This window comes from Sphingobium sp. Ant17 (genome assembly GCF_000588875.1).
Classification (GTDB): domain Bacteria; phylum Pseudomonadota; class Alphaproteobacteria; order Sphingomonadales; family Sphingomonadaceae; genus Sphingobium.
In genome coordinates, this window is sequence record NZ_JEMV01000011.1 from 21,495 (window position 1) to 45,268 (window position 23,774).

Annotated in this window: 17 protein-coding genes and 3 pseudogenes; 12 read left to right on the forward strand and 8 right to left on the reverse strand. The window is 61.9% G+C overall.

Going from position 1 to position 23,774, the window contains the following annotated elements; genetic code table 11:
• The first annotated feature begins 42 nt into the window (after positions 1-42).
• The 10 genes and pseudogenes from BF95_RS28855 (at position 43) to BF95_RS07025 (ending at position 10,116) form a co-directional block, all read left to right on the forward strand.
• Positions 43-405 carry a hypothetical protein gene (locus tag BF95_RS28855; RefSeq protein WP_235209616.1) on the forward strand — a complete coding sequence of 121 codons (363 nt, stop codon included), beginning with the start codon at positions 43-45 and terminating at the stop codon, positions 403-405.
• On the forward strand, positions 402-1,310 hold the full coding sequence (locus tag BF95_RS06990; protein ID WP_235209617.1) for a TolC family protein: 909 nt from the start codon (positions 402-404) through the stop codon (positions 1,308-1,310). Before BF95_RS28855 ends, BF95_RS06990 begins: the two co-directional genes overlap by 4 nt.
• Positions 1,307-2,464, forward strand: a complete 1,158-nt coding sequence (locus BF95_RS06995) for an efflux RND transporter periplasmic adaptor subunit (protein ID WP_043150359.1) — start codon at positions 1,307-1,309, stop codon at positions 2,462-2,464. The genes BF95_RS06990 and BF95_RS06995 overlap by 4 nt, the downstream gene beginning before the upstream one ends.
• A pseudogene (locus BF95_RS07000) lies at positions 2,461-5,686 on the forward strand (efflux RND transporter permease subunit). Before BF95_RS06995 ends, BF95_RS07000 begins: the two are co-directional and overlap by 4 nt.
• A gap of 186 nt (positions 5,687-5,872) precedes the next feature.
• Positions 5,873-6,346 carry a hypothetical protein gene (locus tag BF95_RS27260; RefSeq protein WP_130752820.1) on the forward strand — a complete coding sequence of 158 codons (474 nt, stop codon included), beginning with the start codon at positions 5,873-5,875 and terminating at the stop codon, positions 6,344-6,346.
• 17 nt (positions 6,347-6,363) lie between these two features.
• On the forward strand, positions 6,364-7,107 hold the full coding sequence (locus BF95_RS07005) for a DUF4198 domain-containing protein (RefSeq protein WP_043150360.1): 744 nt from the start codon (positions 6,364-6,366) through the stop codon (positions 7,105-7,107).
• A 32-nt stretch (positions 7,108-7,139) separates the two neighbouring features.
• Complete coding sequence (locus BF95_RS07010; RefSeq protein ID WP_043150362.1) at positions 7,140-7,520, forward strand: hypothetical protein; 381 nt, start codon at positions 7,140-7,142, stop codon at positions 7,518-7,520.
• Between the two features lie 10 nt (positions 7,521-7,530).
• Positions 7,531-8,259, forward strand: coding sequence for a HupE/UreJ family protein (locus tag BF95_RS07015; protein WP_043150364.1), 729 nt, complete (start codon positions 7,531-7,533; stop codon positions 8,257-8,259).
• Between the two features lies 1 nt (position 8,260).
• Positions 8,261-8,878: a hypothetical protein gene (locus BF95_RS07020; RefSeq protein ID WP_043150366.1), complete on the forward strand. Its 618-nt coding sequence runs from the start codon at positions 8,261-8,263 to the stop codon at positions 8,876-8,878.
• Positions 8,879-8,901: 23 nt separating this feature from the next.
• Positions 8,902-10,116, forward strand: coding sequence for a DUF1624 domain-containing protein (locus tag BF95_RS07025; protein WP_043150450.1), 1,215 nt, complete (start codon positions 8,902-8,904; stop codon positions 10,114-10,116).
• Between the two features lie 279 nt (positions 10,117-10,395).
• On the opposite strand, the pseudogene BF95_RS07030 reads toward BF95_RS07025, so the two are convergent.
• From BF95_RS07030 to ku, 5 genes and pseudogenes are all read right to left on the reverse strand, one after another.
• Positions 10,396-11,288: pseudogene (locus tag BF95_RS07030) on the reverse strand (SDR family oxidoreductase).
• A 151-nt stretch (positions 11,289-11,439) separates the two neighbouring features.
• A pseudogene (gene ligD / locus BF95_RS07035) lies at positions 11,440-13,916 on the reverse strand (DNA ligase D).
• Positions 13,917-13,987: 71 nt separating this feature from the next.
• Positions 13,988-14,251: a GNAT family N-acetyltransferase gene (locus BF95_RS07040; protein ID WP_081764062.1), complete on the reverse strand. Its 264-nt coding sequence runs from the start codon at positions 14,249-14,251 to the stop codon at positions 13,988-13,990.
• Positions 14,209-14,814, reverse strand: a complete 606-nt coding sequence (locus tag BF95_RS07045) for a hypothetical protein (RefSeq protein WP_043150370.1) — start codon at positions 14,812-14,814, stop codon at positions 14,209-14,211. The genes BF95_RS07040 and BF95_RS07045 overlap by 43 nt, the downstream gene beginning before the upstream one ends.
• A gap of 18 nt (positions 14,815-14,832) precedes the next feature.
• Positions 14,833-15,720, reverse strand: coding sequence for a non-homologous end joining protein Ku (gene ku, locus BF95_RS07050; protein WP_043150451.1), 888 nt, complete (start codon positions 15,718-15,720; stop codon positions 14,833-14,835).
• 785 nt (positions 15,721-16,505) lie between these two features.
• Between ku and BF95_RS25520 the strand changes: the two genes are divergently transcribed.
• Positions 16,506-17,444, forward strand: a complete 939-nt coding sequence (locus BF95_RS25520) for a DnaJ domain-containing protein (protein WP_161774242.1) — start codon at positions 16,506-16,508, stop codon at positions 17,442-17,444.
• Between the two features lie 9 nt (positions 17,445-17,453).
• Positions 17,454-17,675, forward strand: coding sequence for a hypothetical protein (locus tag BF95_RS07060; RefSeq protein ID WP_043150372.1), 222 nt, complete (start codon positions 17,454-17,456; stop codon positions 17,673-17,675).
• 242 nt (positions 17,676-17,917) lie between these two features.
• Here the strand turns inward: BF95_RS07060 and BF95_RS07065 are convergent, their stop codons facing one another.
• From BF95_RS07065 to BF95_RS07075, 3 genes are read right to left on the reverse strand one after another with little or no spacing between them, the layout of a single operon-like run.
• Positions 17,918-21,235: an error-prone DNA polymerase gene (locus BF95_RS07065; protein WP_043150453.1), complete on the reverse strand. Its 3,318-nt coding sequence runs from the start codon at positions 21,233-21,235 to the stop codon at positions 17,918-17,920.
• Positions 21,232-22,785: a Y-family DNA polymerase gene (locus tag BF95_RS07070; protein WP_081764063.1), complete on the reverse strand. Its 1,554-nt coding sequence runs from the start codon at positions 22,783-22,785 to the stop codon at positions 21,232-21,234. The genes BF95_RS07065 and BF95_RS07070 overlap by 4 nt, the downstream gene beginning before the upstream one ends.
• Positions 22,706-23,437, reverse strand: coding sequence for an ImuA family protein (locus BF95_RS07075; protein ID WP_043150375.1), 732 nt, complete (start codon positions 23,435-23,437; stop codon positions 22,706-22,708). Before BF95_RS07075 ends, BF95_RS07070 begins: the two co-directional genes overlap by 80 nt.
• Positions 23,438-23,774 lie beyond the last annotated feature (337 nt).

Here is a 23,774-nt window from a genome sequence, read left to right on the forward strand (position 1 = left end):
TCGTCGCGCCCGTTTTTACGCATTCGTTCAGGGGAATATTTGATGAAAGCCTTTAGAGGCCGGCTGCCGCATTGCGCGGTATCCGGCGTGGTCGTGGCGACGTGCCTTCTGGCGGTTGCCGGGACGGCGTGCGCGCAAGTCGCGCCGCCCTATGCAACGCTATTGCGGCAGAGCGCTGACGCGCCGCGCCTTGCGCTCAGCGAAGCTGAAATCCGGCGCGCCGAAGGCTTGTCGGAGCAAGCGCGGGCGCGGCCCAATCCCAGCGTCAGTTTGATGACCGAGAATGTCACAGGGTCCTCGCCCTATCGTGGCTTTGATCGGGCCGAAACGACGCTGCAATATAATCACACGCTGGAACTGGGGGGCAAACGTGGCGCCCGGATCGAGCTGGCGAGGCGGGTGTGACCGCGTCGAAGGCGCGCGATCAGGACGCCCGCGCTGCCTATGCCTATGATCTGGCCCTGGCCTACGCGGCGGCCGAAGCCGCAGACAGCCGAAACGCACTGGCCCAGGACGAGGTCGAAGAGGGCGAGGCCGATCTGGGCGCCGCAAGGGCGCTCGTCGATGCCGGCAAGGAAGCCAGGCTTCGGGCGCTCCAGGCAGAAACCTCACTCAACGAAGCCAAGGCCGCGCTGCACCTTGCGAACGCCAATCGCATCGCGGCCTTTGCCCGCCTGTCCGCCCTGACGGGGTCGCAAACCCCTTTTGCGAGCCTGGCCCAATCCGTGCTGGACTTGGGGGCAAAGACACCTGCCGTCGGACCGGTCGATCCTCTTGCCAGCCCTTATTATCTGGCCGCGCAGGCGGAGCGCGAAGCCGCCAATCGACGGCTGAAAGCCGAGCAGCGGCGGGCCGTGCCGGACGTCACCGCCAGTATCGGCGTTCGTCGCCTCGAATATGATAATGCCACGGCGCTGCTGGGCAGCCTGTCCTTGCCGCTCCCGATCTTCGATCGCAATCGCGGCAACATAGCGGCCTCCCGCGCGGAAGCCGACGCCGCGCAGGCGCGGCTTGCCATGGCGCAGAATGATGCGCGGGCGGAAGCGCAGGCGTCGGCTGCCCAATTCCATGCCGCCATGGCGCGCGTGACCGCCGCGCTGGGCGCGCAGGCGACCGCCGACGAGACCTATCGACTGGCCCGCATCGCCTATGAAGCCGGCAAGTCGTCGATCATCGAACTGCTCGCCGCGCGCCATGGTCTTGCGATCACGCGCGGCGGCGTCCTCGACGCGCGCCTAGCCGCTTTCGAAGCGCGCGCGCGCCTTGCCCGTCTGACGGGCAGCACCATTTCCGGAGATCCGATCCAATGACGCCTGACAACAGACTTTATGCCGGCGCCGCGGTCGGTCTTATCCTTGCCGCTCTTGCAGGCTTCGGGCTGGCGCGCATGACCGCGCCCGACGCGCCGGTCGTGCAGACCCAGGCGGCAGCGCCTGAGGCTTCAGCCGATACCGTCGATATCGATGCGGCAGGGATCAGGATGTCGGCCATCACTATCGCGCCCGCAGCGGGTACGGCGCTGTCAGGCATCATAATGTCCAGCGCGAGGGTAGAGGCGACCCCCGATGCGGAAGCCGTGCTGACCGCAAGGGCGCCCGGCACCATCACCCGCATCTTCAAGCGGATCGGCGATAGCGTCCAGGCGGGGGAGACGATTGCCCTGGTCGAAAGCCGGGACGCATCGACCATCGCGGCGGACAGGGGAACCGCCTCCGCCCGGGTGACGCTGGCGTCCCGTCAACTCGCCCGCGAACGAACCCTGCTCAACCAGGGCGTTTCACCGCGTGCGGACTTCGAAACCGCCCAGGCCAATCTTGCCGTTGCCCAAGCCGAGGCGCGCCAGGCAGAGGCCGCAGCGCGTGCGGCGCGCGTTACCGGCGACGGGCGATCCGTCGCCGTGGTCAGCGCCGTGTCCGGCACGATCACATCGGCCCCTGCAAGCCTTGGGGCCTATGTGCAGGCAGAGACGGAATTGTTCAGGGTCGCCGATCCGCGGCGCATCCAGATCGAAGCAAGCGTCCCGCCCAGCGATGCTGGCCGGGTGAAGGCCGGCGATCGGGTTGAATTGGCGACCAATGATGGCCGCACGCTTGAAGGCCGGGTCCGGTCGGCCACCGGGGTCGTCGACGCCCAGACGCGGCAAGCCACCATCATCATCACGCCCGGCAGTGGCGCAAGCATGGTCGCGCCGGGTCAACTGGTGCAGGCGCGCATCTTCGCCACGGGCGACGTCGGCGTCGCTGGCGGCGGGGTCACCGTGCCGCAGGACGCGGTGCAGACGATCGGCGACCATGATGTCGTCTTCGTCCGCACCCGATCCGGGTTCAAGGCGCAGCCGGTCCAGATCGGCAGTCGCAGCGGCGGCATGGTGTCGATCGCCGCGGGCCTCAAGGCGGGGACGCCGATCGCCACAACCAATGCCTTCCTCCTCAAAGCCGAACTTGAGAAGGAAACGGCAGAATGATCGGGCGCATTCTCAGCCTGTCCGTCAGGATGCGATGGCTGGTGGCGTTTCTCACGCTACTGGTCGTGGCCTTTGGCGGATGGCAGATCACTAAGCTGCCGATCGATGCCGTGCCAGACGTCACCAATCGACAGGTGCAGATCAGTACATTCGTGCCCTCGCTGGGGCCGGTCGACGTCGAGAAACAGGTCACTTTCCCCGTCGAAACGGCATTGGCCGGCATTCCCGGCCTTGAAATGACGCGGTCCTTCTCGCGGAACGGCTTCAGCCAAGTCACGGCTGTATTCACCGACAGCACCGACGTCTATTTTGCCCGTCAGCAGGTCACAGAGCGCCTGGCCCAGGCCAAGGACAGCCTGCCCGACGGCGTCCAACCCAACCTCGCGCCGCTCAGCACCGGCCTTGGCGAGATCTTTTTCTACTCGGTCGCCTTCCGCCATCCCGACGGCAAAGGCGTAAAGGCCATAGATGGAAAACCAGGCTGGCAGTCGGACGGCAGCTATCTGACGCCCGAGGGCGAGCGGCTGACGACCGAACTGGCCAAGGCCGCCTATCTGCGCACGGTGCAGGATTGGATCATTCGCCCGCAAATGCGCAATGTTCTGGGCGTTGCCGGCGTCGATTCCAACGGCGGTTATGTGAAACAATATCTGGTCGAGCCCAAGCTGAACGCGCTTGCCACCTATGGTCTGTCGATTACCGAACTGGCAGACGCCTTGGAGCGGGCGAATGTGTCGGCTGGCTCCAACTATGTGCGCCGCGCCGGGGAAAGTTTCCTCGTCCGCGCCGACGCGCGGCTGAAGTCGATCGAGGATATTCAGGACGCGGTCGTGGCCACCCGGGCAGGTGTTCCGGTGCGGGTGCGCGATGTAGGCGACGTCGTGATCGGCGGCGCCGTGCGCACCGGGTCGGCAGTCGCATGGGTTCCGAAGCGGTCATTTCCACCATCTTGATGCTGGTCGCGAAAACAGCCGGGTCGTGGCTACCCGCGTCGCCGACAAATTGGTCGATATCAACAAATCGCTGCCGCCAGATGTTTTTGCCGAGGCGGTCTACAACCGGTCCAAGCTGGTCAACGCCACCATTGCCACCGTCGAAAAGAATCTGATCGAAGGCGCGCTTCTGGTCATCGTCATACTGTTTCTGCTGCTCGGCAATATCCGCGCGGCGCTGATCACGGCTGCAGTGATCCCGATCACCATGTTGATGACGGCATCCGGCATGAACGCCCTTGGCGTATCGGGTAATCTGATGAGCCTGGGCGCGCTCGACTTCGGACTTATCGTCGATGGCGCGGTCATCATCGTGGAAAATGCGCTGCGTCGTCTGGCCGAGCGACAGGAACATGAAGGTCGTCTGCTGACGCTGGACGAGCGGATGAGCGAAACGATCGATGCGGCCAAGGAAATGGTCCGGCCTACCGTCTTTGGCCAGCTCATCATCTTTCTCGTCTTCGTGCCGTTGCTGACCTTCCAGGGGGTGGAGGGCAAGACCTTCGCGCCCATGGCGACAACCTTGATGCTGGCGCTTGCATCGGCGTTCGTCCTGTCGATCACCTTCGTGCCGGCGATGATCGCGATCGTCGTCAGCGGCAAGGTCAGTGAAACCGAAGTCAAGCCGATCCGCTGGTTTAAGGAGAAATATGCGCCGCTCCTCGACAAGGCAGTGGCGCGGCCGGTGCCGTTCGTCGCGGCCGGTGCGGGCATCTTCTTCGCTGCCGTTCTGGCGTTCGGCCTGCTGGGAGAGGAGTTCATGCCCCAGCTCGACGAGAAGGACATCACGGTCACCAACTTCCGGGTGCCATCCGCCTCGATCGACCAATCGACGCAAATGCAGCTTCAGATCGAGAATGCGCTCAAGACGCTGCCCGAGGTGGAACTGGTATTTTCCAAGAACGGCAATGCCGACCTTGGCACCGACCCGATGCCGCCAAACTCGTCGGACACCTATGTCATTCCCAAGCCGGAAAGCGAATGGCCGGCCGAGGTGACGTCGAAGGAAGATATCCTGCGACGTATCGAAGAGCGCATGAAGCCGCTCATCGGCAATCGGACGGAGATCCAGCAACCCATCCAGATGCGTTTCAACGAACTGATCGCCGGCGTGCGCGCCGACGTCGCGGTCAAACTTTATGGTGACGATCTGGAGGCGATGAGCGAGCAGGCTCGTCGCATCGCTGGCGTACTGCGCGGGATTCCGGGCGCAGGCGATGTCAGCGCCGAACAGACCGACGGCGCGCCGACGTTCGATGTCAAGATCGATCGGCAGGCTGCAGCACGTTACGGCCTCTCGGTGGAGGAAGTGGCCAACACTGTCTCTGCCGCGCTGGGTGGCCGGGAAGCGGGGCTGTTGTTCGAGGGCGATCGCCGCTTCGCGGTGGTGGTGCGCTTGCCCGATGCGCAGCGGGACGATGTCGAAACGCTGGGATCGATCCCGGTCATGCTGCCTGCGGCCGATGGTCAGGTGGCAGGCTCCATTCCGCTAAGGGAGGTGGCCCGGTTCAGCTATACGCAGGGGTTGAACCAGATCAGCCGCGAAAATGGCAAACGGATGGTGGTCGTTCAGGTCAACGTCCGTGGTCGCGACCTTGGCGGCTTCGTCGAGGAAGCCCAAAAGGCGATCGGCCAGATGCAACTCCCGTCAGGCATGTATACCGAATGGGGCGGGACGTTCGAAAGCCTGCAGTCGGCGCGTTTGCGGTTGATGCTGGTCGTGCCGATCTGCTTCCTCGCCATCTATGCGTTGCTTTATATGGCGCTGGGCGGCTTCATTCCGGCGGCGATCGTGTTCAGCGCGGTGCCGATGGCGCTGGCGGGCGGGGTGTTCGCACTTCTGCTGCGCGGCATCCCCTTCTCCATCACGGCAGCGGTCGGCTTCATCGCGCTGTCCGGCGTCGCGGTGCTGAATGGTCTGGTCATGATGAGCGCCATCGGCAAGCATCGCGAAGATGGCGCAAGCGAGGATGACGCCATTATCGGGGGGGCAATGGAGCGTGTCCGGCCGGTCCTGATGACGGCGTTGGTCGCCAGTCTTGGCTTCGTGCCGATGGCGCTCGCCACCGGCACGGGGGCGGAGGTTCAGCGGCCCTTGGCGACAGTGGTCATCGGCGGACTTATCACCTCGACCGCGCTCACATTGCTTGTGCTTCCCGCAATAACGGCGCTCGCGGCAAGGTGGCGAAGTTCTCGGAAAAAGGCCCGTTCGCAGCCGCTTGAGCCGTGAAAATGATCTGGAATCGGACGCTTGTAACGCCCGATTCCATGTCTTTTACAAAGCCTGTGAGCGAACGCCGAAAACATTCGATTTGATACGGAATATGCGAGGAATTCGGAGGATTATTCCGCGAAATGGCATTCAAACCACATCCTACGCCTCTCAATGTCGATACGAATTTGGGGAGCCAAGACAATGGCTGCACGCGAGATGGAAACGCAACGTGACCAGCGGCGCAATGGCCCCGGATTGCAAGCCGCGGGACTGTTGATCGCTGCGCTCATGATCAGCGGTTGTGGCGGGATACAGGAGAAAGCTGCTCCCGTCGTTGGATCGACAACGCATGCTCAGAGCGTCTTTGCGGCATGCTGGAAAACGGCTGGTGAAGGCCATGTGCGCGAGCGACGAGGCCCGCAGCATAGCCTTCGCTATTATTACGGCCTGCACCGGGACGCAGTCAGGGGGCAATGTCGTGCCTATGCAGACCGAACAAATGCGAGACTATGGGAGAAGATCAATAAGAAATATCCGGGGCTTTCTACTTCCCAGGCATTTGAAAAATCGTGCGGAAACGCCCTAAAAGTCGCGCATCATTACCAATATGACCTAACGCATTTCAGTGATCACTTGGCCTTGTGCCGCATGATGGCTGAAGAATTGGAAAATTGAATAGGTTGGAGACTCGTATGAGACTGGTTCGAACATTATCCGTCGCACTGGGTGTAAGCACGTTGCTGGCGGCAACCGCGCCGGTCGGTGCGCACGGCATCTGGTTCGCGCAGCGGGCGCGCCAACTGGCGCTGGTCTATGGCGTTGGCGCCGACGATCTGGACGCCGTCAAGCGCTTGCCATTGGTCAAGACGGTCACCGGCTATGACAGCGATTGGGCACCCGTCACCACCTCTCTTCGCGCCGCCGGTGCAATCCCGGTCGTCGACAGCGACGAACCGGTCGCGGCCGTCGCGGCCACCATGGATTATGGCTATTGGAGCAAGACCCCGGACGGAGAGTGGCATAACAAGGGCCGCGACGAAGTCCCCAACGCGACGCTTGCCGAGCATAATTTCAAATATGCGGTCCATCTGACGCAAGTGCCGACCAAGCCGGTGCCGCTGTTCGAGGGCCACACGCTTCAGGTCGTGCCCGCCGACCTTGCCATTCCCCAGAAAATGGGCGAGCCGATGAAGGTGCGCGTCTATTACAAGGGCAAGCCTGTCGCCGGTGCCACCGTGATGCAGGATTATGTCAACGATCCCGACGAAGTCGCCCCGGCCAAGACCGGCGCTGATGGCACCGCCACGATCAAGCTGCGCAACCAGGGCATCAACGTGCTGATGGCGATCTATGTTGGCCAGGCGACCGACAAGAAGGTCGATCATGAGGAATATCGCGCCTCGCTGTCCTTCGTCCTCCCTCACCTGCCCGAATAAGCCTTTCGGCCAATCCATTGGAGACATGCATTATGAAGATCGATCTTTTCCGCACGGGGCTTGCTGCCCTGGCACTTGCCGCGCTGCCCGCTTCCGCCTTCGCGCATGGCAGCATGAAGCCGCAACATGGCGGCCTCGTACATATGTCGGGTGAAACCCTGATCGAACTGGTGACCGGCCCCAAGGGTGTCGACGTCTATCTGAGCGAAGAAGATGAGCCGGTGCCTGCCGCCGGTTACACCGCCAAGCTCACCCAGACGGCAGGGAGCGCCAAGACCGAAGCGGCGCTCAAGCCTGCCGGGGGCAACAAGCTGACTGCTGCCGGCTTCAAGGCGGCCAAGGGCGCGAAACTCGTTGTGGCCCTGATCGACAAGAGCGGCGCGAAAATCTTCGCGACGTTCCAGACCAAGTAAAGGCGCCGACATGCACAGCGCGATCCGGTTTCCGCTCCAACCCCAGATATTGCGGCGGATCGTGCTGCTGCTTTTGGGCTTGGCCATGGCGTTCATGAGCGCGACGCTCTGGGCGCATGGCGTCAACGAGAATGACAAGGCCTTCATCGAAGGTGCGTCAGGCGTCAACATCATCCCCTATATGTATCTGGGGGCCAAGCACATGGTCACCGGCTACGACCATCTGCTGTTCCTGGCCGGGGTCATCTTCTTCCTCTATCGGTTGAAGGACGTCGGCGCCTATGTGACGCTGTTCGCGATCGGCCACAGCACCACGCTGCTGTTGGGCGTGATCTTCGACATTCGCGCCAACCCTTACATCATCGACGCGATCATCGGCCTGTCGGTCGTCTACAAGGCGATCGATAATCTGGACGGGTTCAAGACCTGGTTCGGCGTATCGCCCAATCCCAAGGCGGCGGTGCTGATCTTTGGTTTCTTCCATGGCTTTGGCCTGGCCACCAAGATCCAGGAACTGACGCTGGCCAAGGACGGGCTGATCCCCAACCTCATCAGCTTCAACGTGGGCGTTGAGATGGGCCAGTTCATGGCGCTGACCGTGATCCTCCTGCTGATGAACCTGTGGCGCATGTCGTCCAGTTTCAACCGAACGGCCACCGTCGCCAACGCCGCGCTCATGACCGCCGGCTTCGTCCTCATCGGCTTCCAGTTGGCCGGCTATTTTACCCAGGGTGCCTGACATGACCATGCAAACTGCTTCCGCACTTCCGACCTCGATCAAGCCCTCGCCTTCCACGCTTGCCAAGGCGACCGGCGGCGCGGCCATCGCGGCCGTTGCTATTCTCACCTTGTTCGTGCTGCCGGCCGAATATGGCATCGACCCCACCGGCGTCGGCACGGCGCTTGGCCTCAACGGCATGGTCACCGGCGAAGCGGCCGAAACAGCCCCCGCGCCCGCGCCGGAAGCTGCCGGCCCAACCGACATCGCGATTCCGACCAAGGCGACCATCGCCAAGTCGGCCGCATGGCGACAGGACGAGATGACCATCACTCTGGCACCTCATAGCGGGCAAGAGGTGAAGGCGCACATGGTCAAGGGTGACAGCTTCATCTTCCAGTGGAAGTCGACAGGTGGTCCGGTGAAGGCCGAAATGCACGGCGAAAAAACCGGCGTCACCGACGGCTCCTTCACCGACTATTGGAAGGAACTCGAACTTACCGGCGGTCAGGGCGACTTCACTGCGCCCTTCGATGGCACCCATGGCTGGTATTTCCGCAACAAGGGCGAAACGCCGATCACCGTCACCGTCAAGACGGTCGGCTTCTACAAGGATCTCTTCCTGCCCAAGGGTGAGTGAAGAGCCAGGCGAGGGATAATCAGATGAACAGCATTGCGGGCCAGGCGCCCCTTACAGCCCTAAACCCCGGCATGACATCGCCTGTCGCCGCTGCAAAGGCGCGCACGCGTTTGATCGCCATCGACGCGCTGCGTGGTTTGGTGATGCTGTTCATGCTGGTCGATCATGTCCGCGAAACATGGTTCCTGCATTTGCAGGTCACAGATCCCGTTGACGCGAATATAACCGATCCGGGACTCTTCTTCACGCGCCTGCTCTCCACCTTCTGCGCGCCGACTTTCGTCGCGCTGACCGGCCTTTCGGCATGGCTCTACGGCCAGTCGCATAGTCGGGCTCAGGTGTCTGAGTTCCTGCTGAAGCGCGGGCTTTTTCTGATCTTCCTGGAATTCACGATTGTCTGCTACGCTTGGCCAACACAGGCCAACACATTCCCGCCCCCCACCATCTGGTTCCAGGTGATCTATACGATCGGCATCAGCATGATCGCGCTGGCGGCGCTGCTCCATCTGCCGCGCCCTGCGCAGTTCGCTCTGGGTTTGGCGATCGTCTGCCTTCACAATCTGCTCGATCCGATTCGCTTGAGCCCGGATTCTCCCTTCTTCATTCCATGGGCGATGCTCCATCAGCGCGACAAATTCGAGATCGCCGGGATCCTGTTCAAGACGACGTATCCGGCGCTGCCCTGGATCGGCATCATCCTGTTAGGCTATGCCTGCGGTCCGTGGTTCGCGCGGGGCACCGATCCCAAGCCAAGGATCAAGCGGCTGGCTATGCTTGGCCTGGGCCTGCTTGTCGGCTTCCTGCTCATCCGCACGCTCAATTTCTATGGCGACAAGCCCTGGTTCATCGCGGACACGTCGTTGCGAACCGTCATGAGCTTCCTCGCGCTCACCAAATATCCGCCATCGCTGCTCTTCCTGATGCTGACCGTGGGCACCGGATGCCTGTTGCTGGCGCTGTGCGAGAAGTTCGAGGATAGCAAGATGATGCCGACGCTCGCCATGCTGGGCGGCGCGCCGATGTTCTACTACATCCTCCATCTCTACACGCTCAAGCTGCTCTACAATATCGCGATGCTGCTTTACGGCCCGACGAAGGGCGCCGTGTTCGGTGTCGATAATCTGAGGTGGGTATGGATCTGGGTGTTTATATTGATCCCGGTTCTCTATTTTCCAACGAGATGGTTCGCCCGGCTCAAGCAGCGCCGCAAGGATATCTGGTGGCTGAAATATCTTTGATTGCGAGATTGTAGTGAGATGCCGCTGGTTCAATGTCAGCCAGAAAGCAGCTTCGTTGCAGCATGAATCGGAGCAGCTGCCAGTCCGGCTTTGCAGCAGTTTGCGAGCTTACAAATAGAATTGCGGACGGTCTGCTGTTGCGATGAGAAATTTGGTCGCCAAACGGCTGATTCGGGTCGAGGGCAGAGATCACCTGTTAACACGGATCGCACGCGCCGGTGGCCAACCAGCTGTCAGACAATGTTTGGTGATTTGGGCACGTCGGCAACACCGCACCGTTCAGGCAATACCCGCACCACCGGTGACGCCATGACCTCGCCGGTGATATAACTGCCCTCCTGCGACGCCAGCAGCACATAGATGGGCGCGATCTCGACGGGTTGGCCGGGGCGGCCGAACTGGCTCTGCTCGCCGAATTTCGTGACCTTTTCCTGCGGCTGACCCCCAGTGGATTGCATAACCGTCCAGAAGGGGCCGGGCGCCACGACATTGGCGCGGATGCCTTTCTCGATCAGTTGCTTGGCCAGCGCCTTGGTATAGGCCACTATCCCCGCCTTGGTCGTCGCATAGTCGAGGAGGATGGCCGATGGATCATAGGCCTGGATCGACGCGGTCGTGATGACCGAGGCACCGGCAGGCAGATGCGGCACCGCCGCCTGCACGATCCAGTGCAACGCATAGAGGTTGGTCTTCATCGTGCGGTCGAAATCATCTGAGCTCAGCACCTGCACATCGTCCCGGAACTGCTGACGGCCCGCATTGATGACCAATATGTCCAACCCGCCAAGACCGGCGACGGCATCGTCGACCAACTGGCGGCACCAGGCTTCATCCATCACGTCGCCGGGAAGCGCGACGGCTTTGCGCCCCTCCGCTTCGATCAGAGCTATCACGGCCTGCGCATCGCTCTCTTCGCTGGGCAGATAGGCAATGGCGACATCGGCCCCTTCCCGTGCGTAAGCGATAGCCGCTGCCCGACCAATGCCGGAATCGCCACCCGTGACGAGCGCCTTGCGCCCCTTAAGCTTGCCCGACCCCACATAGCTCTCTTCGCCATGGTCCGGTGTCGGGTCCATCTGCGCCGCTATGCCTGGGGCTGGCTGGGGCTGCTTGGGGAAAGGCGGTTTGGGATATTGGTCGCGTGGATCTTGCAGGGTGAGGCGATCGGCCATGATGGCTCCTTGCTGATGAATGGCGAGCGGACATTTCGCCGTCGCTCCGAAGGCTGAAGGTCGAATTACGAGCCACCCCGGCCGCCAGTTCCTGCGTTAGGCTTGGCCATGCCCCGGTTCACCGAATGACGACGTCTTTGGCCGCAACAGACTAAAGATCGGGCAGGATCTGGTCGGCTCTGCCCCAATGGGCCAGATCCTTGGAAGCGGCGCGCTTCAGCATTTCGCCTGCGTCCCCGATATGCCATTGGTCCGGGCCGTCCAGCGTGCGCAGTTCCTCCCAGCTGAGCGGCACCGCGATCGGTGCGAACGGCCGCGACCGTGCGCTATAGGGCATGACGGCGGTCGCGCCGCGCTGGTTGCGCAGATAGTCGATGAAGATCTTGCCCGTCCGCTTCGCCTTGGCGAGCGCAGCCGTAAATCGGTCGGGGTCGGCCTGTGACAGCGCGGTGGCGAAACGATGCGCGAAATCCTTGACCTGCGGCCACTCGGCGCTGGGGGTCAGCGGCGCGATCACATGCACGCCCTTGCCACCGGTCATCATCGGAAAGGTGACGAGCCCCATCTGCACCAGCATATCCTGCAGATGGAAGGCCGCCGACACCACATCCTTGAACGCCAGCCCCTCGTCGGGATCAAGATCGAACACCAGCCGGTCGGGCTTCTCGACATCCTCGATCCGGGCACCCCAGCCGTGAAATTCGATCGTCCCCATCTGAACGCAGGTCAGCAGCCTGCGGGCGTATCGACGAACAGATAGGGTTCTTCATGGCCGTCCTTTTCCAGGATGCCCACCTGTTTGACGTCGTCGCCGAAACTGCCAGCATCATGTTTTTGGAAGAAGCATTTCTTGTCGCGGCCTTGCGGGCAGCGCACGAGGCTGATCGGCCGACTGCCTGCCCAAGGCAGCATGATATCCGCTACCGCTTCATAATAGTCGGCTAGCTCGCCCTTGGTGAGCTTGCCCTCCGGGAAGATTACCCGGTCGCGATTGCTGATCTTAACGCCGTTGGTCGCGGCGGGCTGCGTCGCCTGTTCGACGGGCGCTTCGACCTCCAGCACCACCGCTTCCGGCTTCTTGTCTTCGCGTAATCCGAGATAGCTTGAATGGCGCAGCACGCCTTCGTCGGTAAATTCCGCAAAGGCGACCTCGGCGACCAGTTTCGGTTTGATCCAGTGTGCGTTGCGTACTGCCGCGCGCGGGGCCTCGACCGTCGGCGTCTTCCGGGCTAGCGGTGCCATCAAGGCCAGCAGCCGCTCCATCTCGTCCGCTGAAAAGCCGGTGCCGACTTTCCCGGCGAACCGAAGCGTGCCTTTGTCATGGACGGCCAGCAGCAGCGAACGGAACCCGCGCTGCTTGTCCGAGGGCAACCAGCCCACAATCACGAACTCCTGACGGCGGGTGCATTTGGTCTTGACCCAGCCGCTCGATCGCGATCCGGAATAGCGGGCATCCCCCCGCTTGGAGATGACGCCTTCAAGTCCCGCGCCGCAAAAGCGCTCGAACAACTGCTCGCCGCGCCCGATGATATGGTCGGAATAGCGGATATGGCCCGCGCCATCGCCGAGCAGCGTGGCGAGCATCGCCTTGCGTTCAAGCAAGGGCCGCCCGGTCAAATCCTCGCCATTCAATGCCAGCAAGTCGAAGGCCATATAGTCGATTTTTCCGGGATCGTCCTTGAGCGCCGCCTGCAAACCCTGAAAGCTGGTGCGGCCATCGGCTAGGATCACCACGGCCTCGCCGTCAATCAGGGCGCTTGATGCATCCAGCTTTGTCGCGTCGGCGATCAACCCGGCACAGCGATCGGACCAGTCGAGGCCGGATCGTGTATAGGCGCGGCCATTGCCGCCGCCGATGGCCAGCAACGTGCGATAGCCATCATATTTTAGCTCATGGAGCCAATGACTGCCTGCAGGCACATGGTCGACAAGTGTCGCCAGTTGCACAGGCTGAAAAGGCGGCGGGACATCGCCCTTGGCATTCCCGCGCGCAGTCGCCTTCGCCTTTGCGACTTTGCGCTGGGAAATGGGTTTGCCAGCGGCGATTTCCTCCATCGTGCGGCCACTGTCGATGCTGGTGAGATGGTGACTGACCAGATCGTCCGACCCGCCGGCAAAAGCGTCGCTGACTTTGCGCAATATCCAGTTTTCGCCGCGCTCCTTTCCGCGTGGCTTGAGCCGGAACAAGACCCACTCTCCCTGCATCCGGCGGCCATGCAGGATGAAATGGAGATGCCCTTCGGCCAGTGTCTTGCACGGGTCTTTACCTGCTATCGGTTCCCATGTGCCATTGTCCCACAGCATGACGGTGCCGCCGCCATATTCCCCTTTGGGGATCAGGCCTTCGAACCGTGCATAATCAAGCGGGTGATCCTCGGTTCGCACCGCCAGGCGTTTGTCGTCGGGATTGGCGCTCGGCCCACGGGTGACGGCCCAGCTAACCAGCACGCCGTCCAGTTCCAACCGGAAGTCATAATGCAACCGCGACGCTGCATGTTTCTGGACGACAAAGCCGTTGCCGGCCGTCGGAAACTCCGCACCAGCAGGCTCGGCCGTGCGTGCGAAGTCACGCTTTGCCCGATAGAGGTCGAGACTGTCTTTAGGGCTTTTGTCCTGCGCCTTTGCCATGTTGGTTCGGTCCGTTGCTTTGCCCCTCAATCCGCAAGCGTGCCAACTCGTTCCGGGGGTATCGCAAACGATCACGCCTCCGCATCGATGGCGCGCGCGAAGCGGTAGCTGGTCTGCTCGAACGTCGAAGCCCGAAAGAAATTATGCGCATTTTTGATGTCGATGTCGCTCATCGCTTCGATCCGCGTGCATCCTGCTTCGCGCAGCGCCGTTGTCGCAGCATCCAGCATGGCAGTCGCGATGCCTCGGCGGCGATGCGCCCCATCCACCAGCAACACAGTAATCCGGCCGATCAGGCATGGTGAAGCGTGGGTATCAGCGTCCAGCCGCAACAACCGACGATCCCCTCCAGAACAGCGACGATCGCGCCGCCTCTAGCCTTCCTGACCCGCTCAAGATTATGCGCGACACCGTGTTCATCGATGGTCGTTTGGGCAAGCTGGCGCAGCAGCACCGCCATGCCTGCCGCATCGGTCCGCTTGGCGGCGCGAATGCGGAGCGGGGCCGGTTCGGGCGTGGGCGCAGGCTTGGCCGCTATTTTCTTCGCGGGCGTTGGCGTCTGCCCGATGGAACGCCTCGCGCGCGGTCGGAGGGCGGGCTCGACGTTTTCATGCGTCGCTGTTGTCGCTTTCCTTGTCGGTGCGGCACATACAGGCATGGCGTGAGCCGATGCCTTCCAGCTGCTTGTCGCGCCCTTGCGCAGAAACGCTTCGATATCCTCCAGCGAGGCGGTCAGCCCATCATCGCCAACCCCGAGCAAAGGCTTCCCGCCCGCATCGGTGAGCCCATATTTGCCATAATCACCCGCACCAACCTTGCGCCTGCGGGACTTTACCAGCTTGAAACCACGATGGGCGGCCATTTCACGCAGCGTCTGATCCCTGGTCGCGTCACTCATGATCCAGGGACGTCCCCGTCACGCCCGCTTTTTGGCGGATGTCTTGCCTGCCGACTTCGCGTCGCTCTTGGCCGCTACCTTGCCCGCTGGCTTCTTCGCCGTCGCCTTGGCCTTGCTGGCCGGGCCGATGGATTTCTTGAGTGCCGCCATCAGATCGACGACGTTATTCCCACGTGGATCAGCACCGCCTTCATCGTCGCTGTCGATGTTAAGCGTCTTGCCCTTCTTCTTATGCTCGATAAGCTCCTTCAGCGCATCGACGTAGCGATCGTGAAAATCACTCGCGTGGAACTTACCGGTCTTCTTGTCGATCAAGGTCGTGGCGAGATCGAGCAATTCGTCATCCGGCTCGCCATCGCCGATCTCGTGGAAATAGCGCGCAGCTTTGTTGACTTCATCGGCATACCGCAACGTCTCCATCACCATGCCGCGCCCGCATGCCTTGATGCTGACGACATATTCCCGGCCGCGCATCGCGAGTTGGCCAAGGCCAACCTTCCGGCTGCGCCGCAACGCTTCGCGTAGGACGATGAAGGCTTCCTCCGCCAGGTCGTCGGCGGGCACGACATAATAGGGCTTTTCGAAATAGATCATGTCGATGTCATGCGCATCGACGAACTGGGTCAGCTCCAGCGTCTTCTTGCTCTCCAGCTTGACGCCTTCGATCTCTTTCTCGTCCAGCAGCACATATTCGCCTTTGGCATATTCAAAGCCTTTGACGATGTCGTCCAGGTCGATCGGCCCGATGCCAGGCACGATCTTCTCATATTTAATACGCTTACCCGAAGGCTCATGGATCTGGTTGAAAGCGATCGTAGCACCGCTTCTGGTGGCGGAATAGATCTCGACAGGGATGGAGACGAGCGCGAGCCGGATCTGGCCTTTCCAATAGGGTCGTGCAACCATGATCATCTCCTGTCGGTCTATGGCAACAACCCTTCGCGCATGGTCCCGTTCCGGTTGAACGCGAAGTGCCCGCTATCGGCTTCGGGGATAATGATCTGTAGCCAGCGCTGGCGTCGGTAGCCCAATACCCTTGTCCGTTTCAAGCTGTCGGCGATCTGCTTGATAAACTGGTGACGGCCAAACGTGAGAAATCTTCCTCTAAGCCGGTTCTGAACGGCGCATAGGACCGAGAGCAGACCGACGCTTGGAGCGAACGAGGCCGTCTAGGGGTCCAGAGTTCTCGCGGACAGCCGCTGATCAACCAAACCGACGACCGATGACGCATAGAATTTCGATTGGATCATGACACATAGGATACCATTCAAGGCGACGCGACCCTGCATCGGCGAATGCGCTAATGACCGGGCACCGGCTTTTTAATAAAGCCAGCGGCAGCTTCGGCTTACGTCCCCTACCACACAGTCGTCTAAAGGCCTGTCTTGCGCGTCCAGAATGGGAAAGCAGACTGACCGCACCTGGGTATGGAAAGTCGGCGACTGAGTGGCCGGAATGGGTCGGTTTTCCTAAGTGCCAAACGCCGTGTAGTGAGACAATCCTGCCATCCAGTGCCTTACTGAACGGCATCGCAGAATCACTACGAAGGGCCAGTTCCGGAACGGCGGCTCCCAAGAAGCCTGCGCCGGGTGCTAGCGTCATCGACTTCTCGGTCGGAATAGCACCGCATGATTGAGCTTTGCCTTGCTTCGACCGTGCCTCTCGTTTCATCTGCCTGAATGGGGGTGCGCGTGCCAAACTATTACGAGATTCTAGGGGTCGATCGGAGCGCCGAGCAGGAGGTCATCGACGCCGCCTACCGGGCGATGATGCGGCGATATCATCCTGACACCTTCACCGGACTGAAAGCCGAGGGTGAGCGCCGCGCAAAGCAACTCAACGAAGCTTATGCCACCTTGCGCGATGCTGAGCGTCGCCGCGCCTACGACGAGACGCTCGGGCCGGCAGCCCCAAAGACCGCGCCGGTTCGAGAGGCCTTGGCAAATCCGAACCCGCCCTCGGCTCGGCACCGGGGCTTGCTCATCGGTGGATTGGCGATAGCAGCCGTCATCACGGTTGTCGCTTATGCGAACCGACAGGCGCCACCGGCTCCCATAGCCACCGCCAGCACGCCAACGGCCTTCCCCAAGCCCGCGCCCTCGCCAGTTGCGAAGACAGCGCCGTCGCCGTCGGCATCGTCTACGACGCTCGCAGCCTGCAAAGGCATGACTTGCCGAGTGCTGACGCCGTTTGGCTGGGGCGGGATCGAGGCCGGTGTAACGACGGACAGCGCGCAGGCGGCATCGGGCCTTAAAATCGGCGACGATGGCCATTACACCGAGGCTGGCGACGGGACGTGCCTTGCCTATGAGGTAATCGGAGGACCCAAGAATCTGCAGATGCTGGTCGAAAGCGGGGTGGTGACGACGGTCGAGGCCTATCTCGATCCTCCCGCACCGACCTTCATGACTGACCGTGGAGTGAAGCTCGGCGATTCTGAGGCGGCGGTGCGCCAGGCCTATGCCGGGCTCAAGCAGCTGCCGGACATCTACTCCGAGCCGCCCGATAAAAAGCTCTTCTATTATGAACCGGGCGGAGAACGCGGCATCAAATTCTCGATAAACGGCGGGAAAGTCAGTGGGATCTCAGTTGGTTCGCCCAGCATCGAATATGTCGAGGGCTGTCTCTAGGCGAACACCATGGCACGACGAACATGCATCATCTGTGCCGAGCCCGCCGGATCGCGCGAGCATCTCTTCCCCGCCGCATTGGGTGGCCGCCGCGTTAACAAGCGCATCTACTGCGCGCACCATAATCACGCGCTCGCTGATGGCGCCGGCGTGCTGGCCGAGCAGCTACGGACAATCAACGCGATCCTCATGGTCGAGAGCGATCGTGATCGCAGCGTCCCGCATAAGTGAACGGCGTATGTTGGTCGACATCCGTCGGAAAAGCGGAACGTCTGCTGCTGGAGATAGAAAATCGGGCGCTGAGCGTCCGGCATGGGTCGACACCGGTAGGCTTCCGTATCGGGTTCTGATTAGATCGCGCGGGTCGGCAGCTACAAAAGGCTAATCAAGCAGATCTGGCGACGAGAAATCTCGCAAAACTGCTCTATCACGCCCTCCGATTTTTGTCTGAGCCGATGTCGATGTTGACATTCTCACCGAAAATTTCTTGGCTTCACCTCGATGCCCTCGGTCGGCTTCCCGGGCATGATGCCTGATCCCAGCCGCAGGTCAGGGATGTATATCTCACGCGCTTTTCGACCGAGCAATTTGCTGTCCGGGTCCCGGGGATCAGGTCCGCCGCCACTCTTCGCGCCATCGCCGCGCGCCGGGCGGAAGACGTTGGAAAGATCGCTCCGTTCGCCCACGCTTGCCAGTAATCCAGACAGATTTTCGAGCCGTTGGGCAATGACGTGAATGACCTCGCCTTCTTTCTGGACCTGACCGCGCACGCCGAGCATGGATGCGCCAAGGACAGTGCCGCGATTGGCCTCGAACACTTTGGTCCACACTACAAGATTTGCGATCCCGGTCTCGTCCTCGATGGTGATGAACATGATACCCTTGGCAGAGCCGGGCCGCTGCCGCACCATGATGATCCCTGCAAGATTGACCCAGCGACCATCGCGGATGTCAGAAAGCGCCGCGCACGGGACCATCTTCCTCGCTGCCAAATCCTCCCTGAGAAAGGTTACCGGATGGGCGCGGAGCGATAGCGCGAAGCTGCGATAGTCTTCCACTACCTCCTGGCCTTCCGCCATCGGCGAGAGCGCGACCTCGGGTTCGACCGCTTCGGCGCGGAGCTTCCCCTCGCGCTCGTCTGCTGCGGCAAAAAGGGGCAGGGGGCTGTCGCGCAACCCTTTCACATCCCACAGGCCAGTGCGACGGCTGTGCCGGAGCGAGCCGAAGCCATCAGCATCGCCGATCCGATCGAGCGCACCAGCACCCACGCCGGCTCTGCGCTGGATTTCTTCCACTGAAGCATAGGGCTCTGCGCCGCGGGCCGAGACGATCGCCGCGCCGTCCGGATTGGCAAGATCGCGGACCATACGCAGCCCAAGGCGCACGGCCTTGTACCGCCGGTTCCCCACTTCAAGCGTGCAGTCCCAGCGACTATGGTTCACATCGACCGGGCGGACCTCAACGCCATGTTCGCGTGCGTCGCGGACGATTTGGGCTGGTGCATAAAAGCCCATGGGCTGGGCGTTCAACAACGCCGCACAGAAGACATCTGGATGATGGCATTTAAGCCAGGAGGAGGCATAGACGATGAGCGCGAAGCTTGCGGCATGGCTTTCGGGGAAGCCATAGGAGCCAAAGCCTTCGATCTGCTTGAAGGTCTGTTCGGCAAAAGCCTGCTCATAGCCGCGTTCGACCATGCCGCCGATGAGCTTGTCGCGAAAATGGCTGACCCCGCCGGTCAGCTTGAACGTCGCCATCGCCCGCCGCAAAAGGTCCGCCTCGCTGGCGGTGAACCCGGCACACTCAATGGCGACCCGCATCGCCTGCTCCTGAAAGAGCGGGACGCCGAGCGTCTTTTCAAGGACCCGGCGCAGCTCCGGCCTGGGATAGCTGACCTTTTCCTTGCCTTCGCGGCGCCTTAGATATGGGTGGACCATGTCGCCCTGGATGGGGCCGGGCCGAACGATGGCGACCTCGACGACCAGGTCATAGAATGTCCTTGGCTTGATACGGGGCAGCATCGCCATCTGCGCCCGGCTTTCGATCTGGAAGACGCCAAGCGTGTCAGCCTTGCGGATCATCGCATAGGTTGCCGGGTCTTCGGCCGGTATCGTGGCTAGGTCGAGGTGGATGTCCTTCTCCTCGCGCAGGAGATCGAAGCCGCGTCGCATGCAGCTGAGCATGCCTAATGCCAGCACATCGACCTTCATAAACCCCATAAGGTCGATATCATCCTTGTCCCATTCGATGATCTGGCGATCATCCATGCGGGCAGGTTCGATCGGCACCAACTCGTCGAGCCGGTCGCGGGTCAGCACGAAGCCGCCGGGATGCTGCGAGGAATGGCGCGGCGTATCCATGAGCAGACGCGACAGCTCCAGCGTGAGGGCAAGGCGGCGATCGGTCATATCAAGATTGAGCTCGGCGACATGGCGGTCTTGCACACCCTCGCGGCTCCAGCCCCAGACCTGTCCTGACAGCGCGTCGGTGACATCGGTCGACAGGCAAAGCGCCTTGCCGACCTCACGGATCGCGCCTTTGGTACGGAAGCGGGAGATCACGGCAGTCAACGCACTATGGTTGCGGCCATAGGTCTCGTAGATCCATTGGATCACCTCCTCGCGCCGCTCATGCTCGAAATCGACATCGATATCGGGCGGCTCGCGTCGCTCGGCGCTCACGAACCGTTCGAACAGCAGTTCGGTGCGCACCGGATCGATCGAGGTGATGCCAAGGCAGTAGCAGACCGCCGAGTTCGCGGCCGATCCCCGGCCCTGGCACAAAATGTCTTTCGAGCGCGCAAAATCGACGATCGCGTGGACCGTCAGAAAATAGGGTGCGTAATCGAGCTGGGCGATGAGACGCAGCTCATGCTCCAGCTGGGCCCTTGTCTTGTCGTCGATGCCGTCTGGATAGCGGGCAGGGGCTTTTGCCCAGGTAAGGCGCTCAAGTTCCTGCTGCGGTGTACGCCCGCTTTTACCGATTTCATCGGGATATTGATAGCGCAACTCTTCAAGGGAAAAGCGGCATTGCTCGGCGATAGCGACACTTCGCCGAACTGGCCCTGTGTCCCCAAGATAGCGCACGAACAGCCGGTCCAGCTCGTCGGCGTCCTTAAGGTGCCGGTCTGCGATCTGCTCGCGTCGCTCGCCCAGATCGTCGATCGTGCATTTCTCGCGGATGCAGGTCACCACATCCTGCAGCATCCGGCGCTCGGGCGTGTGGTAGAGGACATCGCCGGTGGCGACGGTCGCGACGCGCGCCTGCTGTGCCATCTGTGTCAGGCGCCGCAACCGCAACGCATCGCCGGGTTGCCGCTGTAGGGTCAGCGCGAGGTAGCTGCGTTCCTGAAAGATCGATGAGACGCTGACGAGGTCCGCCTGCGTTTTTGCGTCATCGCTATTGGGGATAAGGATGGCGATCAGCCCCTCGCTCCATGTCGCGACATCATCCCAATGGAGTTCGCAGCTTCCTTTGCCGGCGCGCGATTTGCCGAGCGTCAATAGCCGGCAAAGGCGACCATAGGCTGCGCGATCGGTGGGATAGATAAGCAGGCCGGTGCCACAGGAAAGATCCAGCCTGCAGCCGTTGATGACGCGCACGCCCGTCGAACGGCCAGCGTCCCAGGCGCGCACCAATCCCGCCAGACTATTGCGATCCACGATGCCGATGGCAGGCATGCCCAGCATGGCAGCTGCGGTCAGCAGTTCCTCAGGCGAGGATGCACCGCGCAGGAAGCTGAAATGGCTCGTCGCCTGCAACTCGACATAGCGCTGATCGGCAAGGCTCATGCGAAGGCGCCATGGATGAACCAGGCCATGGGTCCGGTCGACGACCATTGGCCGTCGCCCAAGCGGAACAGCCAGTAGCGCCCGCCACCTTCGACCTCGACCTGGAAATAGTCGCGCACGAGATAGGGGCTGTCGGCTTCCAGGCCCTTGGCGCGCCACCATTCGCCCTGGAGGCGTTCGGGACCATCGGCCTGAACTACCTTGCGCCGCTTGCCCCGCCAGACGAACTGGGCAGGCGGATGGTCCGGCATCATCGCGATCACCTGGACCGGCTCAGGCGGGTCGATCATGCGGCCCGGGCGCGGCAGGACAGCGTTCCAGCGCCGATCCGCACCCTCGCGCAGCGCCATTGTTCGCTTGACCGTGCGTTCGGGCATGGCGGACGAGCAGGGCGTCGTGCCGTACAGCCGGTCATAGCCGAAACGGTTCGCCAGCGCGTCGATAAGGGCACCAAGGTCCGGGCCGCGATGCGTATCGCCTGCAAGATCAGCCTGTGCGCTGCGGAGTGGTTCGACGATCGGCGCGATCAGGATCATGGTCTCGATCCCAAGGCCTGGATCTATCCGCTCGATCCTGGGAACCAGGAGCTTTGTCAGATGCCGGGCATCCCTTGTAGGAGATGCCATCCCGATCCTGACGGACTGATATTGGCCATCGACCCGTTCGCAATGGAGGTCGAGGCGCCGCGCGCCGGTACCGTCCCGCATCAACGCAGCGCAAATGTCGTCGGTGAGATCGCCGATGACCTTCGCGATGGCGTCGGCCGTACCGATGGGTTCAAGAAGCCCGCGGCGCGCCTGGGGCAGTGACGGCGGGAAGATCGGGGCCATCGCCTCTGGCGCATGGCCAAGGGCCTGGTCGAGGCGGCGGTAGAGTTCATGTCCGTAGCGGCGCGCAATGGGACCGCGCGGCTCGGCAATGAGTTGCTCGATCCGGGTGAAGCCCATCTTGTGCAGATCGCTTGCCACTTTTGCCGGGATGCGCAGGGCGGCAAGGGGTAGGAGGCCGACCGCCTTCTTCTGGTCTCCAGGAACAATGATAACCGGGCGACCGGCAGGGACATGGCGCGCGACCGCATGCGCGCAGCCTGCCGTGTCAGCAACAGCGATCTGTGCTGTAAGGCCCGAGCCGTTCACCCGGCGGAACAGGTCCTTGACCAGCGCTTCCTCGCCGCCGAACAGTTCGCTGCATCCGCTGATGTCGAGCCATAGGCCATCGGGGTAATCGACCGCGACGAAGGGGGCGTAGCGCTGCCCTGCCCACAAGGCGAGCCGCTCAAGCCCTTGCGCGTCGGCCGCTTCGTCTGCATCGAGCACGTCAAGATCGGGCACCAGGGTCCTTGCCTTGGTGACGCTCATGCTGGGCGTGATGCCAAGGCTGCGGCCAAGCACGTCCACCGCCGCGATCAGCTTGCGACCGTGCGATTCTATGGCCGTGACAAGCGGCGGCCGGGATGGCGCTGCGTTCGCCTCAGACGGCGATACGCCACGCTTCCTGCTGATCCGGTCTGTCGACCAGTATGGCAGGTAGAGCGAGACGACCCTGCGCATCGCAGGCCTCCACTATCCAGCTTTTAGGTTCTGCGCCGCGGACGCGCTCGAGCGCGACCGACCAGCGCGGGCGGGCAAGGGCAGGGATGCCCAGATCTGCGCTCGGTGATGCCGTAACACGCCATCGGGTCTGTGCTGCAGAGCCCTCGATCAGTGCGTCCGCCTTGGCGGCGCGACGCAGGATGAACGCAGTCACCCCGGACCCTTCGGCAGCAAGCTGAAGCCGTTTCGACGCGGTCGTCGAGAGCTTTGAGACCTCGCCCACAACGCCGGCGACGCCAGCCACGCGCAGGCAATCTTCCATCGCGATCAGCGCGCCCTTGTCATCGCCAGGCTCGACGATGGTCAGGCGGTCAGGATGAAGGCCTGCAAGGTCGAGGGCAGGGGTGAACAAATCGCGCCAGCGCAGACACCAGAAAACCGGGCCTTCCATGCGCGCCAATATGCCTGCGATGAATATCGTTGCGGCTGCGTCGTCGCAAATGTCGGGAGAGCCCAGAACCTCATGCAATGCGCCGGTTGCAAGACCATTTCCGGGCAGATGATCGTCGATATCGTCAAGGCCGAAAGGATGGACGCCATGACGGCGCCCATCGCCCGTCACATGGGCGATCGACGAACGCAAATCCTCGAGGATGGCATTGCGGGGCATTCCTTGGTCTCATCGGTCTAACAGTGTGTTCCCTTCCTGTTCTCCATGACTCCCCGGACTGTCAAGTTAGTCGAGCGCATGTTTCGGGGTGAACGAGGTCCTGCTTGGGGCATCCGACGGATCCAACGTCATGGATTCCCTGAATCGTTTCGCGACGCGATCGTGAGTTCACAAAATATCGAGCGCGAGAGAAAATCGAGGGGCGATGCCCGAATCGAAATCGCCAAATCATTCGGTCGCTGTTCGCCGTGTTCGCATTCCGAATCGGGGACCATCAAAGAGAAGCAGATGTCTGTTTACCAGCACTCGAAACAGGAGAGATCAGGCTGGTGACGTT